General features: G+C 72.1%; 15 protein-coding genes. 5 read left to right on the forward strand and 10 right to left on the reverse strand.

What is annotated here, in order from left to right:
- Positions 1-4 precede the first annotated feature (4 nt).
- Positions 5-1153, reverse strand: a complete 1149-nt coding sequence (gene hppD, locus ACJX2R_RS21775; RefSeq protein WP_413101495.1) for a 4-hydroxyphenylpyruvate dioxygenase — start codon at positions 1151-1153, stop codon at positions 5-7.
- Positions 1154-1312: 159 nt separating this feature from the next.
- Between hppD and ACJX2R_RS21780 the strand changes: the two genes are divergently transcribed.
- The 4 genes from ACJX2R_RS21780 to ACJX2R_RS21795 all read left to right on the forward strand — a co-directional run bounded on the left by ACJX2R_RS21780 (position 1313) and on the right by ACJX2R_RS21795 (position 4100).
- On the forward strand, positions 1313-1780 hold the full coding sequence (locus ACJX2R_RS21780; protein ID WP_020870947.1) for an Lrp/AsnC family transcriptional regulator: 468 nt from the start codon (positions 1313-1315) through the stop codon (positions 1778-1780).
- 92 nt (positions 1781-1872) lie between these two features.
- Positions 1873-2469 carry an ArsR/SmtB family transcription factor gene (locus ACJX2R_RS21785; protein ID WP_413101496.1) on the forward strand — a complete coding sequence of 199 codons (597 nt, stop codon included), beginning with the start codon at positions 1873-1875 and terminating at the stop codon, positions 2467-2469.
- A gap of 22 nt (positions 2470-2491) precedes the next feature.
- Positions 2492-2707, forward strand: a complete 216-nt coding sequence (locus ACJX2R_RS21790; protein ID WP_262699848.1) for a hypothetical protein — start codon at positions 2492-2494, stop codon at positions 2705-2707.
- A gap of 1 nt (position 2708) precedes the next feature.
- Positions 2709-4100, forward strand: coding sequence for an MFS transporter (locus ACJX2R_RS21795; protein WP_413101497.1), 1392 nt, complete (start codon positions 2709-2711; stop codon positions 4098-4100).
- Here the strand turns inward: ACJX2R_RS21795 and ACJX2R_RS21800 are convergent.
- The 9 genes from ACJX2R_RS21800 to ACJX2R_RS21840 all read right to left on the reverse strand — a co-directional run bounded on the left by ACJX2R_RS21800 (position 4039) and on the right by ACJX2R_RS21840 (position 13034).
- On the reverse strand, positions 4039-4824 hold the full coding sequence (locus ACJX2R_RS21800) for a S16 family serine protease (protein ID WP_201856642.1): 786 nt from the start codon (positions 4822-4824) through the stop codon (positions 4039-4041). The two genes, ACJX2R_RS21795 and ACJX2R_RS21800, sit on opposite strands and share 62 nt — an antisense overlap.
- Before the next feature lie 112 nt (positions 4825-4936).
- Positions 4937-5578 (reverse strand): IclR family transcriptional regulator, encoded by a 642-nt coding sequence (locus ACJX2R_RS21805; RefSeq protein ID WP_044574552.1) that lies wholly within the window; start codon positions 5576-5578, stop codon positions 4937-4939.
- A 691-nt stretch (positions 5579-6269) separates the two neighbouring features.
- Entirely contained in the window at positions 6270-8066 is a 1797-nt protein-coding gene (locus ACJX2R_RS21810; protein ID WP_262699851.1) for a DEAD/DEAH box helicase, read from the reverse strand.
- Positions 8067-8183: 117 nt separating this feature from the next.
- Positions 8184-8552 (reverse strand): type II toxin-antitoxin system death-on-curing family toxin, encoded by a 369-nt coding sequence (locus tag ACJX2R_RS21815; protein ID WP_413101498.1) that lies wholly within the window; start codon positions 8550-8552, stop codon positions 8184-8186.
- Positions 8552-8749 (reverse strand): Arc family DNA-binding protein, encoded by a 198-nt coding sequence (locus ACJX2R_RS21820; RefSeq protein ID WP_413101499.1) that lies wholly within the window; start codon positions 8747-8749, stop codon positions 8552-8554. The genes ACJX2R_RS21815 and ACJX2R_RS21820 overlap by 1 nt, the downstream gene beginning before the upstream one ends.
- Positions 8750-8781: 32 nt before the next feature.
- Positions 8782-10317 carry an MFS transporter gene (locus ACJX2R_RS21825; protein WP_413101500.1) on the reverse strand — a complete coding sequence of 512 codons (1536 nt, stop codon included), beginning with the start codon at positions 10315-10317 and terminating at the stop codon, positions 8782-8784.
- 109 nt (positions 10318-10426) lie between these two features.
- On the reverse strand, positions 10427-11479 hold the full coding sequence (locus tag ACJX2R_RS21830; protein ID WP_413101501.1) for a YeiH family protein: 1053 nt from the start codon (positions 11477-11479) through the stop codon (positions 10427-10429).
- Complete coding sequence (locus ACJX2R_RS21835; RefSeq protein ID WP_413101502.1) at positions 11476-12045, reverse strand: cysteine dioxygenase; 570 nt, start codon at positions 12043-12045, stop codon at positions 11476-11478. The genes ACJX2R_RS21830 and ACJX2R_RS21835 overlap by 4 nt, the downstream gene beginning before the upstream one ends.
- A gap of 83 nt (positions 12046-12128) precedes the next feature.
- Complete coding sequence (locus ACJX2R_RS21840) at positions 12129-13034, reverse strand: LysR family transcriptional regulator (RefSeq protein ID WP_020870935.1); 906 nt, start codon at positions 13032-13034, stop codon at positions 12129-12131.
- A 221-nt stretch (positions 13035-13255) separates the two neighbouring features.
- Between ACJX2R_RS21840 and ACJX2R_RS21845 the strand changes: the two genes are divergently transcribed.
- On the forward strand, positions 13256-14131 hold the full coding sequence (locus ACJX2R_RS21845; RefSeq protein WP_262699857.1) for an alpha/beta fold hydrolase: 876 nt from the start codon (positions 13256-13258) through the stop codon (positions 14129-14131).
- Positions 14132-14224 lie beyond the last annotated feature (93 nt).

Consider the following 14224-nt stretch of genomic DNA (forward strand, 5'->3'; position numbering starts at 1 on the left):
GGAGTCAGAGGTTGCCGCGCTTGGCCTGCTCGCGCTCGATCGCCTCGAACAGCGCCTTGAAGTTGCCCTTGCCGAAGCCCATCGAGCCATGCCGCTCGATCAGCTCGAAGAAGACGGTCGGCCGGTCCTGGACCGGCTTGGTGAAGATCTGGAGCAGATAGCCGTCCTCGTCCCGGTCGGCGAGGATCTTCAGCTCACGGAGGGTCTCCAGCGGGACGCGGGTGTCGCCGACCCACTCCCCCAGGGCGTCGTAGTACGAGTCCGGCGCGTCCAGGAAGCTCACCCCGGCCGCGCGCATCGCCCGCACGGTGGCGACGATGTCGTTGGTGGCGAGCGCGATGTGCTGGACGCCGGGGCCGCCGTAGAACTCCAGGTACTCGTCGATCTGGGACTTCTTCTTGCCGACCGCGGGCTCGTTGAGCGGGAACTTCACCTTGCGGGTGCCGTCGGCCACGACCTTCGACATCAGCGCGGAGTACTCGGTGGCGATGTCGTCGCCCACGAACTCCTTCATATTGGTGAAGCCCATGACGTCGTTGTAGAAGCGGACCCACTCGTCCATCCGGCCGAGTTCGACATTGCCCACGCAGTGGTCGATGGCCTGGAAGTTCCGGCGCGCCGGCGGGGCGACGATCGGCTCGGCCTCGGCGTAGCCGGGGAGGTACGGGCCGAAGTAGCCGGTGCGCTCGACGAGGGTGTGGCGGGTGTCGCCGTAGGTGCGGATCGAGGCCATGACCACCGTGCCGTGCTCATCCTTGACCTCGTGCGGCTCCTCGATCCCGGTGGCGCCGTGCTCGAGGGCATACGCGTAGGCGGCGCGCGCGTCCGGCACCTCGACCGCGAGGTCGATCACCCCGTCGCCGTGCTCCGCGACATGCTCGGACAGGAAGCGGCCCCAGGCGCTCACCGGTTTGATGACGGAGGTGAACACGAAGCGGGCGCTGCCCGAGACGAGGACGTAACTGGCCGTCTCCCGGCTGCCGTTCTCCGGGCCGGAGTAGGCGACGAGCTTCATGCCGAAGGCGGTGGCGTAGTAGTGCGCGGCCTGCTTGGCGTTGCCGACGGCGAAGACGACCGCGTCCATCCCCTTCACGGGAAACGGGTCGGCGTGCCGTGCGTCCCCCTGATGCAGCATCTCTGTCGTCTCAGTCATACTTCGAAGCGTCCCTCGGTGACTCAAGGTGCGCAACACTTCACGAAATCGCTGGTCAGTGTGTATAGCCGCAGCCGAGTTCGGCAGCGCATCCTGTACAGGGTGACCACCGTCACAGAGGACACCTCAAGAGAAGCCCGGGACCTGGAGGGGAACCGCATGGGAATCGACGGGCTCGACGCCCGCCTGATCGAGCTGCTCGCCGAGGAGCCACGGATAGGGGTGCTGGAGGCGTCGCGCCGCCTCGGTGTCGCCCGCGGCACGGCGCAGGCACGGCTGGACCGACTGCGGGCGCAGGGGGTGATCCGGGGCTTCGGCCCCGAGGTGGACCCGGCGGCGCTCGGCTATCCGGTCACCGCCTTCGCGACGCTGGAGATCGAGCAGGGGCAGGGGCCGGACGTACGGGCCCATCTGGCGACCGTTCCGGAGGTGCTGGAACTGCACACCACCACGGGCCACGGGGACATGCTGTGCCGACTGGTGGCCCGCTCCAACGCCGATCTCCAGCGGGTGATCGACCTGGTGGTGGGGTTCGGGGGGATCGTCCGGGCCTCGACGGCGATCGTGATGGAGAACCCGGTGCCGCTGCGGATCATCCCGCTGGTGCGGCAGGCGGCGCGGGACTGAGCACTGGGATCAGAGGGTCCTGAAGTGGATCCAAAGACTCCGTTGCAAAGGAAGGGTTGCAAGCACATCTTTGCATGCTTACGCTGCGGCGCATGGCAGAGAACGAACAGCCCGCGTCCGACGAAGTACGGGTGCTCGACCCACGCACCCTGCGCGGGCTCGCGCATCCACTGCGGATGCGCCTGCTCGGAGCGCTGCGCGAGTACGGACCGGCCACCGCGTCCCAACTGGCCGACAGATTGGGGGAGTCCAGCGGCGCCACCAGCTACCATCTGCGTCAGCTGGCCACCTATGGCTTCGTCGAGGACGACCCGGGGCGGGGCAAGGGGCGGGAGCGGTGGTGGAAGGCGGCGCACAGAGGTACGCGCTGGAACGCCGACAAGTTCCTGGCCCACCCCGACCCGGCCGTACGGGGGGCGGTGAACACCGTGCTGCACGAGGTGGCCACCCAGCACACGGAGCAGATGTCCACCTGGCTGGGCACTCTGCACGGCTGGTCGGATAAGTGGGTGTCGGCCTCGGACATGAGCGACTTCCACCTTCGTCTCACCCCTGAACTCGCCCGCGAAATGCGCGACAAGGTGCACGAACTGATCGAGAGCTACCGCGAGAAGGAGGTGGACCGGGACACCGAGGGCTCCGCCCCGTACCGCGTCCATCTGCACGCCTTCCCGCGCGACGAGGACTGACCGATCCCTGGGGGACCCACATATGTACGGCGACGAGATCCATCTGTGGCTGCACCACATACGCGCCGAGCGGCTGCGCGACGAGGCCCGCGAGGCACCCCGGCCACACCGCCGCTCCCGCCCCGCCCGCGCCCGGGTGCTGCGCGCCCGGGTCGGCTGGACGCTGGTGGAGGTCGGGCTGCGGCTGGCCACGCCGCGGCTGCCGCAATCCGGTCTGACCGCCCGGTTCGACCACTGATATGAGCTCCGACGACACAGGAGACAGAGAGCGCCGGGGGAACAGCGGGGACGGCCGAAGACCACTCTTACTCGTCCTCGCCGCCAACACCGTCTCCATAGCGGGCAATTCCCTCACCCTGATCGCCGTCCCGTGGTTCGTCCTGGAGACCACGGGCAGTGCCGCCAAGGCCGGGCTGGTCTCCTTCTGCGCGACCCTGCCGGTGGTCGTCTCCGCCGTCATCGGCGGGCCGGTCATCGACCGGATCGGCCGCCGGCGGGTCTCCATGGCCTCCGACTCGCTGTGCGGGGTGGCCGTCGCCACGATCCCGGTGCTGCACTTCGCCGGGATGCTGCGGTTCTGGCAGCTGTGTGCGCTGATGGCGTTCTGCGGACTGCTCCACGCGCCGGGCGAGACCGCCCGCCAGGTGCTCGTCCCCGCGCTGGCCGAACGGGCGGGCACCACCCTCAGCCGCGCGGCCAGCTTCTACGACGGGGCCTCGCGCGGGGCCAGGATGCTGGGCGCCGCGCTGGGCGGGCTGCTGATCGCGCTGCTCGGCCCGCCGTCCGTACTGCTGCTGGACGCGGCGACGTTCGCGGCGTCCGCGGTGCTGATCATGGCGGGGCTGCGCGGACTGCCCGCCGCCGCGCCACGCAAGCCCGTCGTCCCGGTGTCCGCCCGCGCCTACCGCGCCGAGCTGGGCGAGGGGTACCGCTTCCTGCTGCGCCACCGGCTGCTGCTGGCCATCGTGCTGATGGTCATGGTCACCAACGGCCTCGACCAGGGCCTGTCCTCGGTACTGCTGCCGGTCCACGCCGAGCGGCACCTGGGCGGGTCCGTACAACTCGGGCTGCTCACGGCGCTGTTCGGCGGCGGGGCGCTGGTGGGGGCGCTGCTGTACGGGGCGGTGGGCGACCGCTTTCCGCGCCGGACCGTGTTCGCGGTGAGCTTCCTGGTGTGCGGGCTGCCGAGGTTCCTGATCGCCGCGTTCGTGCCCGGGGTGTCCCCGCTCGCCGTGACGATGGCGATCAGCGGGGTCGCGGCGGGGATGCTCAATCCGATCCTGACCACGGTGACGTACGAGGCCGTCCCCGATGAGCTGCGCAGCCGGGTCTCGGGGGCGCTCACCGCGGGGGTGTGGGTGGTGATGCCGCTCGGCGGGCTCGCGGCCGGGTGTCTGGTGGAGGGGGTGGGGCTGACCGCCGCCTTCCTGATGACCGGTGGTGTCTACTTCCTGGCCACGCTCAGCCCGCTGGTCTTCCCGGCCTGGCGCGGGATGGACGAGGGGGCGGCGCGGACGGTGGAGGAGGGGACGGCGGCGCGGACGGTGGAGAAGGGGACGGCGGCGCCGCTCAGCAGTGCGGGACCGCGCCGCCCGACCGCAGCGCCCGCAGAGCCGTCACCGCACCCTTGAGGGTGGTGACGGGGATCAGCCGCAGCCCCTTGGGCAGCTCGGCCGTGGCGTCGGCACACTCGGCCTTCGGCACCAGGAAGACCGTGGCACCGTCCCGCTTGGCGGCCTGCGTCTTCAGCGGGACCCCGCCCACGGCTCCGACCTTGCCCTTGGCGTCGATGGTGCCGGTGCCCGCGATCGTCCGGCCGCCGGTGAGGTCGCCGCCGCGGCCGTCGCCGTCCAGCTTGTCGACGATGCCGAGGGAGAACAGCAGCCCGGCGCTCGGACCGCCGACGTCGGCGAGGCGCAGGGTGACCTTGACGTCGCGCGGGGAGCGGTGGAGATAGCCGAGCGCGGCGCTGGTGGCCGAGGACTGGGACTCCTCCATCTCCTCGGCGTTGTGCCGCTCGATCTCCTTGGTAGTGCCGCCGACGTAGACCGAGTCATGCGGCATGACGGCGCGGTCGGTGGCGAACCAGCCGCTGACCACGTCCTTCACCCGTACGGTGGCGTCCGGGCCGGTCGCCAGGATCGTCGTCATCCGCAGCTGCCCGGCGGTCTTGCGGGTGCCGGTCCCGGAGACGCTGATCACCTGCTTGCCGCGGTCGGAGCCCAGGACGTTCACGGTCGAGCCGGGCTGGGCGACGGTGAACGGCAGCGGCGCGAACGCGGCGACCGCGAGCAGGGCGAGCACGGGTGCGGAGCAGAGCGCGAGGGTGCGGGCGCGGGGGGAGACGGCAGGCATGGTGCGAATCTAGTTGACCGCCGGGGAGCAGGCCGCTCGGGGGCGGCGTGAACCTGACCGTGGGGCCCGGTCGCCGGGCCGCCAGGCCGCCGAGTGGCGGCCCGCGCTCACCTCACCTCAAGGCGTCCGAGACCTCTCGGGCCGCGTCGACCACCCGGGGGCCGACCCGCTCCGGGACCGAGTCGCAGAGCATCACGACCCCGACGCTGCCCTCTATCCCCGTCACCCCGATGAGCGGTGCGGCCGCGCCGCTCGCGCCCGCCTCCAGTTCGCCGTGGGTGAGGGCGTATCCGGGGTCGTCGGGGCGGCCGGCGCGGGCGGCGAGGATCGCGCGCCCGGCGGCGCCCCGGTCGAGCGGATGCCGGAATCCGGCCCGGTAGGCCACGTGGTAGTCGGTCCAGGTCGGCTCGACGACCGCGACGGCGAGTGCCTCGGTGCCGTCGACCAGGGTGAGGTGGGCGGTCGCGCCGACGTCCTCGGCGAGGGAGCGCAGCGCGGGCAGCGCCGCCTCCCGTACGAGCGGATGCACCTGGCGGCCGAGCTGGAGCACTCCGAGCCCGACGCGCGCCCGCCCGCCGATGTCCCGGCGGACCAGGGAGTGCTGCTCGAGGGTGGCCAGCAGCCGGTAGACCACGGTGCGGTTGACGCCGAGCTTGTTGGACAGCTCGGTCACGGTCAGCCCGTGGTCGGTGTCGGCGAGCAGTTTGAGGACGCGCAGTCCCCGATCGAGCGTCTGAGAGGTCTCCGCGGTCACGACGCCCCCTCCTCGGTGATGAGTGGCGGCTCTCCGTGCGGTGCCCCGCCGGTCCCGACGACGGCGCGCGAAGAGGCCGCCGGTCGCGGTGGTCACGCACCGGCTGCGCTCCGCGGCGGCGCTGCCACGGGGCGTGTGCGTGCCCGAACGCTAGCGAGCTGGTCCGCTTTGCGGAAGGGTTTGTCCAGAATACGAGCGGAGCTGCCAAAGAACGCGGCGCGAGAGCACCCTAAAGTGTCCCGGTTTGCCCGGATTCACGAGGGGGGTCTGCGACCGGTTCATGAAATTTTTCGAAAGGGGGTTGCGTAGGGCGACCCGCGCCTGCGGCGGGCTACTCCCCTCCCCGTCCCTTCCCACAACTGGGGCTCCGCCCCAGACCCCGACACCGGGAGCGAAGCCCCTGATACGGAAAGGGCGGCAAGGGGCAGGGCCCCTCCCAGCCCCCGGCCCCCGGGGGCGAAGCCCCTAGCGCGGGAAGGGGACCGCGCCGCCCCGGCGTACCCGCCCGCCAGAGATCGCCCGGGGCTCTGCCCCCGAGCCCACGGTCCAGGGGCGGAGTCGCTGGGGCGGGGAGGGGGAAGAACCGGCGGGTCCGCCGCACCCCGCCCTGGCGTGTCCGCGCGCAAGGGGGCCCGGGGTCTGGGGCGGAGCCCCAGTTTCGGGAAGGGGCGGGGAGGGGAAAGGGCGCGCGTCAGCGCATGCGCGTTGCCCACTCCCGGACCTTCTTGATCCGCTCCCGAATCTGCCCCGCCGTCGCCTCCGCGCTCGGCGGCCCCCCGCACACCCGGCGCAGTTCGGTGTGGATCACGCCATGCGGCTTTCCGCTCTGGTGGACATACGCCCCCACCAGCGAGTTGAGCTCCTTGCGCAGCTCCAGCAGCTCCTTATGGGTGACCACCGGCCGCCGCTCCGCCGGAAGCTCCAGCAGATCCGCCTCCGTGTCCGGCTTCTTGCGGCTGTGCGCGATCTGCTTGGCCTGGCGCTTCTGGAGCAGCATCTGCACCTGATCGGGTTCGAGGAGCCCCGGGATGCCGAGGTAGTCCTGCTCCTCCTCGCTGCCCGGATGCGCCTGCATGCCGAACTCGGCGCCGTCGTACAGCACCCGGTCGAAGACCGCGTCCGACTCCAGTGCCTCGAAGGGCAGTTGGTCCTGTTCGCCGGTGTCCTCGTCCTGCTGCTTCTCGGCCTCCTCGAGGAGTTTCTCCTCCTCCGCGTACGGGTTCTCCTCCTCGCCGTCCTTCTTCGGCTTGTCCAGGACGTGGTCGCGCTCGACCTCCATCTCATTGGCGAAGCCGAGCAGGTTCGGGATGGTGGGGAGGAAGACGGACGCGGTCTCGCCGCGCCGCCGCGACCGTACGAAGCGGCCCACGGCCTGGGCGAAGAAGAGCGGGGTTGAGATGGTGGTCGCGTACACCCCGACCGCCAGCCGGGGCACGTCCACCCCCTCGGACACCATGCGGACCGCGACCATCCAGCGGTCGTCGGAGTGGCTGAAGTCCTCGATCCGCTGGGACGCCGCCGCCTCGTCGGAGAGCACGAGCGTCGCCTTGGTGCCGGTGATCTCGCGGATCAGCTTGGCGTAGGCGCGGGCCGAGTCCTGGTCGGAGGCGATGACGAGCGCCCCCGCGTCGGGGATGCCCTTACGGACCTCGGACAGCCGCTGGTCGGCGGCGCGCAGCACGTTCGGCATCCAGTCGCCGCGCGGGTCGAGCGCGGTGCGCCACGCCTGGGAGACCGCGTCCTTGGTCATCGGCTCGCCGAGCCGCGCCTCGATCTCGTCGCCCGCCTTGGTGCGCCAGCGCATGTTGCCGCTGTAGGAGAGGAAGATGACGGGGCGCACGACGCCGTCCCCCAGCGCGTTGCCGTAGCCGTAGGTGTAGTCGGCGGAGGAGCGCCGGATGCCGTCGTTGCCCTCTTCGTAGGTGACGAAGGGGATGGGGTTGGTGTCGGACCGGAACGGGGTGCCGGTGAGGGCCAGCCGCCGGGTGGCCGGTTCGAACGCCTCCAGACACGCCTCGCCCCAGGAGCGGGAGTCACCGGCGTGGTGGATCTCGTCCAGGATGACGAGCGTCTTGCGCTGCTCGATCCGGTTGCGGTGCAGCATGGGCCGGACGCCGACGCCCGCGTAGGTGATGGCGATGCCGTGGTACTCCCGGCTCAGCGGGCCCGCGCTGTACTCCGGGTCCAGCTTGATGCCGATGCGCGCGGCGGCCTCCGCCCACTGCTTCTTCAGGTGCTCGGTCGGCGCGACGACCGTCACCTGCTGGACGACATGGTGATGCAGCAGCCAGGAGGCGAGGGTCAGGGCGAAGGTGGTCTTACCGGCGCCGGGGGTCGCCACCGCGAGGAAGTCCCGCGGCTGCTCCTGGATGTACTTGTCCAACGCGCCCTGCTGCCAGGCGCGCAGCTTGCTCGCGGTACCCCAAGGCGCCCGGCCGGGAAAGGCGGGCGAGAGGTGATGGCTGGTGGAGGCGGCAGTAGTACTCACGGTCTCCGTCGGGCTGGCTCGGCGGGGTCGATCGGGAACCGCGTCAGCCTACCGGTGCCGCCGTTCATGCTTCGGGGTACGCCCTGGTCCCACCCGAGGGTGGGACCAGGCTCACATTCAGTTCGTGAACCGGGTCAGCCCTTCCGCGATCTTCGGCACGTCCAGCTCGCCCTGGCAGACGCTCAGCACGAAGCGCTCGGCCTCGTCGACGTCGAAGTCCGCGTGCAGTGGGTGCCCGTTGATGTGGAGGAAGACCCAGGTCGCGTACCAGGAGAGCCGCTTGTTGCCGTCCACCAGGGCGTGGTTGCGGGCCAGCGACTCCATCAGCGCGGCCGCCTTCTGCCACACGTCCGGGTAGGCGTCCTGGCCGAACACGCTCGCCTGCGGACGGGCCAGAGCGGACTCCAGCAGCCCGTAGTCGCGCACCTCGTCGGCCCCGAGGCGCTCCGCGAGGTTCAGCAGCTCGGGCAGGGCGAGGTAGTGCATCAGGCGAGCCTCCGGTTGAGCTCATCGCTCACCCGCAGCACATGGGCGGCGGCCTCGTTGAACAGCCGGGAGTGCTCATTGATCGCAGCGATCACCGCGTCGTGGGCGAACGACTGCATACTCCGGCCCTCCGCCTCCGCGCGCTTGCGCAATGCGTCGAGCTCTTCGTCCGTAAAGCGTAGATTCAGCGCTGCCATGAGCCGATGGTACCGCGTGGTACCACGCGGTGCTAACGGTTTTCGGGCCGCAACCGCGTCGTCACCCAGATGCCCGCCAGCGCCACCGCCGTCATCGCCACATAGACCGCCCCGAAGGCGGCCGGCTGGTGGGTGGCCGCGGTGCCGGTGGGGGCGATCTCGCCACCGCCGAAGGCGACGAAGAGGACACCGCTGACGCCGACCAGTGTGATGTTGCCGAGCGCGTCGGAGACCTGGAGGGAGGCCGAGTTGCTGCCCGCGTCCTCCGGGCGCGAGAGCTTCAGCAGCAGCACGCTTCCGCTGGAGATGGTCAGCCCCATTCCGTAGCCGCCGATCAACCAGGCCACGGCCGCGATCCAGGCGGGTACGGAGTCGATGAGGGCCAGGAGCACCATGGCGATGGAGACGGCCATGAGGAACATGCCGAGGCCCATCAGCCGTTCGCGGTGCGGCTCCAGGCGGGGGCGGCTCTGGGTGTAGGAGCCCAGGGCCCAGGTGAGGCCGCCGCCGGTGAGGCAGAGCCCGGCGGCGGTCGCGGACAGGCCGCGCTGGGTCACCAGCATCAGCGGGACGAAGCTCTCCGCGCCCAGGAAGGACCCCGCCGCCACCCCGCGCAGCAGGATCACCGACGGCAGGCCGCGGGCGGCGCGGAAGGTGCCCTTGGGCAGCAGCCGCAGTACGCAGGGGACCAGCAGGGCGAGCCCGGCGGCGGCCGGGACGAGGGAGAGCCAGTTGAGGTCCTGGCCCGCGTACTGGAGCAGTCCGGCGCCCACCGCGACGGCGAGCGCGAGCAGGATGCGGCGGCGGTTCATGCCCGCGGAGAGCCCGCTCGGGGGCAGCGCGCGCAGCGCGGGGAGCATCACCGCGAGCGGCGGCAGCACCAGCACCGGGATGGCGAGGAACACCCAGCGCCAGCCCGCGTGTTCGGTGACGGTCCCGGCGGCGAGCGGGCCGACGATGACGGGCAGCACCCAGGCGGCCGAGAAGGACGCCAGCACGGCGGGCTGGAGCCGCTGCGGATAGGCGCGGCCCACCACCACGTACAGCGCGACGATCACCAACCCGCCGCCTATGCCCTGCACCGCGCGCCCGCCCACGAACATCCACATCCGCTGTGCCGAACCGGCCACCAGCAGCCCGGCGGCGAACGCCGCGATCCCGGCGAACAGCGGCGCCAGCGGCCCCTTGCGGTCGCACCACTCTCCCGACAGGGCCATCGCGAACAGGCTCGCGGTGAAGTAGGCGGAGAAGGCGTACGCGTAGAGCTCGACCCCGTCCAGCGCGCGGGCCGCGACCGGCATCGCGGTGTTGACCGCGCTCGCCTCGAAGGCGATGAGGGAGACGACCGTGACGATGCCGAGGGTGAGGGCTCGGTAGCGCCTCCCCAGTACGGTGCCGCCGGTGCCGCCGGTATCCCCGGTTTCCCCCGTGTGCCCGGTGTCGCCGTCGTCCGTCAGGGCCAGGTCACCGGCGGCCGCCGGACCGGGGTCTCCGGCTGCCGGCTCGGGGTGGCTGTCCGTGATGGCGGCGTCGGCGGCACCGCCATCGAGGGGGTCGCGAGGGGTCATGGCGTCAGGGTAAGTGGCGTTCCGGGGCGTCACACCTGTCGCGGGACGGAGTCGCGCTCGGCCGCTGGGCTTAGGACACCCCTGGCCGTCGCCCCGGGCCCGTCGGGCCCTACGTGGTGAGCAGGACGCCCCCGTACGACGCGCCCGCGATCACCACCCACGCGCACAGCCCCAGCGCGGCGACCCGGGCGCCGGTGCGGGTGAGGGAGGGGAGGTGGACGGCGCTGCCGAGGCCGAAGAGGGCGGCGGCGAGGAGGAGTTCCTGGGCCGTGGCGGCGCCGTCCAGCACGGCGGTGGACAGCACGTCCGTACTGCGCAGGGCCGTCATCGCGAGGAAGCCGAGGACGAAGAGCGGCACCAGCGGCGGCCGCCGCCCCGCCTTCTCGCCCCCCGCCTCATTGGCGCGCCCCCGCGCCCGTACGGACGTCGCGAGCACCGCGACCAGCGGCGCGAGCAGGGCCACCCGCACCAGCTTGACCAGCACCGCGTCGCCCAGCGCGGACGGCCCCGCGGTCTGCGCGGTGGCCACCACCTGGCCCACGTCGTGCACGCTGGCCCCCACCCACCGGCCGAACGCCTCGTCGCCGAGCCCCAACGGGTGCTGGAGCAGCGGCAGGACGGCGATGGCGAGCGTGCCGCACAGCGTCACCAGCGCCACGGAGGTGGCCACATCGCGCTCATCGCTGTCCGACACCTCGCTCACCGCGCCGATCGCGGACGCCCCGCAGATCGAGTAGCCGGTCGCGATCAGCAGCGGCTGGTCGCCGCTCAGCCCCATTCGGCGGCCGAGCCACCAGGTGCCGCAGAAGGTGGCGGCGACCACGCCCAGGACCATCGCCACGGTGGCCCAGCCCAGGCCCAGCACATCGTTCAGGCTGAGCTTGAGGCCGAGCAGCACGATGCCCAGGCGCATCAGCCGCTTCCCGGCGAGCGAGAGCCCGGCCCGGCAGACGCCCCGGACCAGGCCGCGCGCCCCCGGCAGATGCGCGGCGACGATGCCCAGCACCACGGCGGCGGTCAGCAGGGGGACGGCGGGGAACAGCCGGTGGACGCCCCAGGCGGCCCCGACCCCGGCCGCGGCCAGCCCGAGCCCGTACACCGGGGCGGGTGGCCGCCATCCGGCGGCCTGCCGCGCCCGGCCGGGCGCGGCGGTCAGCGTCACTGGCCGCCCGCCGTCGGGAGGTCGTAGACCCGCCGGACGCTGCTGCCCAGACGGGCGATGTCCGCCCCGTAGACATGGATCGAGATCGCCTTCGTCCCGCAGGCGTTCCACACCCTGTGGATATCTCCGGGCGGCGCGAATCCGCACACCGCGCCGCGCGGATTGACCACGTCCTCCACCGCGATCAGCCGCGAGCCCGGCCCGTCCGGGACGAGGCGGTAGCGCCGCTCGTGCTCCTCGCCCTCGTGGACGCCGGTCACACACCAGGACACATGGTCATGGATCGCCGTGCGCTGGCCGGGCAGCCACACCAGCGCGACGATCGAGAAGCTGCCGTCGGGCTCGGCGTGCAGGATGTGCTGGCGGTAGCGGTCGGGGTCGCCCTCGCGCTGCCCGGGGGTGAGCAGATCGTCCGAGCCGAGGTGGGGCGCGAGCCGCTCGCCCACCAGATAGGCGGTCACATCGGGCGCCAGACCCCGGCCGACGGCCTCGCGGACGTCGCCGACGAACGCGCCGAGGCGTGCCGTGAGAAGACGGGAGGACGGATACGCGGTCGGGGTGGTCATGGCGGCAGCGTCCTGCCACCCGCACCATCACGTCCAACGACAGGTTGTTGAGCCCTCCCCAAGTTCCGCTTATGGGTGAGGGGTCAGCATCCGACCCGGTTCCCGGCCACCGTCTTCAGCTCCTCCAGCACCCGCGCGGTGGCCGGTATCCCCAGGTGCTCGCGGAGGACGTACGCCGAGACATGGCGGCGCGACGCGGGGTCCAGGGCGCGCCCGGTGACCTTCTGGTGGCACAGGAACGACAGCACCAGGCCCGGCATCATCGCCACGCCGAGCCCGGCCGCGACCATGCTCTGCACCACCAGGTTGTCGTCGGTGGTGAAGGCGATGTCCGGGGCGAAGCCCTGCTCGGCGCATTCGTGCAGGAAGTTGGCGCGGCACCGCAGACATCCGGCGATCCAGCGCTCCTCGCTCAGCTCGGCCAGCTTGACCGCCCGCCGCCGGGCCAGCGGATGCCCGGTCGGCAGCAGCACCGTCAGCTGGTCCTCCAGCAGCGGGATCTCCACCAGCTCGGCGGGGGTCTCCTCGCGCAGCCCGGGATAGGTGAAGGCGAGGGTGATGTCGCACTCCCCGCGCACCACCCGCCCCAGCGAATCCGGCGGCTCGCCCTCCAGCAGCTCCACCCGCACCCCCGGATGGGCGGCGGCGAGCCGGGCCATGGCCTCGGGGATGAGGGTCGCGTTGGCGCTGGGGAAGGCGCAGACCCGCACCCGGCCCGAGCGCAGCCGGGTGATGGCGCTCATCTGCTGCTGGGCGGTGGAGATGCTGGTCAGAATGGTGTCGGCGTGCCGGGCCAGGGTCTCCCCCGCCTCGGTGAGCCGCATCCCCCGGCCGACCCGGATGAACAGCGGACTGCCCACGGCCCGTTCGAGCGCCTTCATCTGCTGGGTGATGGCCGGCTGGGTGTAGCCGAGGGCACGGGCGGCCCCGGAGTAGGAGCCGGAGCGGACCACCTCGTGGAACGTCTTGATGTGCCGGGAATCGAACACACTCGCATCATACGGAGCCCGGAACCGAAACCATAAGCGGGATTTGGGTACCCACAAGATCGCCCCTACCGGCGCTTTTGCGTCACGCGGAGCGCCGCGGCGCCAGTGCCACGAGACATGCGGCCCGGCCCCACGGGACATACGCCCCCGCGCCACACCCGCTGCGCGAGGACACCCCGTCAAGCACGGTCAGGATGACAAAGCTGGGGCAAGCTGACCCCATGCCGCACTACACCTCGTACGACGGAACCGAGCTGGCCTACCGCGTCCTGGAGGCCCGGGACGGCTCGGCGGGGCCACCGCTGGTCTGCCTGGCGGGCGGGCCGGGGCGGAACGCCGAGTATCTGGGCGACCTCGGCGGGCTGGACGCCCATCACACCCTCCTCATCCCCGACAGCCGCGGCACCGGGGACTCCCCGCCGGCCTTCGACCCCATCGGCTACGCCTTCCCCGGGCTCGCCGAGGACCTCGAGTCGCTCCGCCGCCATCTGGACCTCGTCCGCTTCCCGCTGCTCGCCCATGACGCGGCCGCCGCCACCGCCCAGGCGTACGCGGCCGCCCACCCCGAGCGGCTCAGCCGGCTGATCCTGGTCAGTCCGGGCGCCCGCCTTCAGGGCGAACTCCCCGAGGACGCCCGGGAGATCTTCGAATCCCGCGCCGACGAGCCCTGGTGGCAGGACGCGTACACGGCGGTGCAGTTGCTGCCCGACACCACCGACCTCGCCGAGATGCGCAGACTGCTGCTCCAGGCCGCCCCCATGGCGTACGGCCGCTGGGAGGAGCCCCAGCGGGCGCACGCCGAGAGCGAGGGCGAGCAGCTGGGGCGGGTGGCGCGGGCGGGCTTCTGGCAGGGCGTCGACGAGGCGGGGCGGCGCGCGGTGCTGGCCCGGCTGCACGAGGTGCCGTGCCCGGTGCTGGCGATCACCGGCGACCGGGACGCGGTGACCGGGATGCGGGCCGGGGAGCTGGTGGCCGGGTCCTTCCCGGACGGCCGGGCGCGGCCACTGCCCGGGGTGGGCCACTATCCATGGGTCGACGAGCCGGATCTCTTCCGCGAGGTGGTCGAGGACTTCCTGGCACAGCGCCCCACGGGGTGAAGGGAGCCGGGACGCGCCCGGCGGGACGCGCCCGCAAGCCATGAGCGGCGGCCGTGAACGCAGTGTGTCAGTCGTATGGCAGCCCCCGCCGCT

It is taken from the genome of Streptomyces sp. Inha503 (genome assembly GCF_047215865.1).
Lineage (GTDB): Bacteria > Actinomycetota > Actinomycetes > Streptomycetales > Streptomycetaceae > Streptomyces > Streptomyces lycopersici.

Excerpts from the sequence above, each read along its gene's own strand:
- ACJX2R_RS21820 (WP_413101499.1), bottom strand. The coding sequence starts at position 8,749 with ATGGCAGCGCTGAATCTACGCTTTACGGACGAAGAGCTCGACGCATTG.
- ACJX2R_RS21800 (WP_201856642.1), bottom strand. The coding sequence starts at position 4,824 with ATGCCTGCCGTCTCCCCCCGCGCCCGCACCCTCGCGCTCTGCTCCGCA.
- ACJX2R_RS21795 (WP_413101497.1), top strand. The coding sequence starts at position 2,709 with ATGAGCTCCGACGACACAGGAGACAGAGAGCGCCGGGGGAACAGCGGG.
- ACJX2R_RS21780 (WP_020870947.1), top strand. The coding sequence starts at position 1,313 with ATGGGAATCGACGGGCTCGACGCCCGCCTGATCGAGCTGCTCGCCGAG.
- ACJX2R_RS21790 (WP_262699848.1), top strand. The coding sequence starts at position 2,492 with ATGTACGGCGACGAGATCCATCTGTGGCTGCACCACATACGCGCCGAG.
- ACJX2R_RS21835 (WP_413101502.1), bottom strand. The coding sequence starts at position 12,045 with ATGACCACCCCGACCGCGTATCCGTCCTCCCGTCTTCTCACGGCACGC.
- ACJX2R_RS21825 (WP_413101500.1), bottom strand. The coding sequence starts at position 10,317 with ATGACCCCTCGCGACCCCCTCGATGGCGGTGCCGCCGACGCCGCCATC.
- hppD (WP_413101495.1), bottom strand. The coding sequence starts at position 1,153 with ATGACTGAGACGACAGAGATGCTGCATCAGGGGGACGCACGGCACGCC.
- ACJX2R_RS21815 (WP_413101498.1), bottom strand. The coding sequence starts at position 8,552 with ATGCACTACCTCGCCCTGCCCGAGCTGCTGAACCTCGCGGAGCGCCTC.
- ACJX2R_RS21845 (WP_262699857.1), top strand. The coding sequence starts at position 13,256 with ATGCCGCACTACACCTCGTACGACGGAACCGAGCTGGCCTACCGCGTC.
- ACJX2R_RS21785 (WP_413101496.1), top strand. The coding sequence starts at position 1,873 with ATGGCAGAGAACGAACAGCCCGCGTCCGACGAAGTACGGGTGCTCGAC.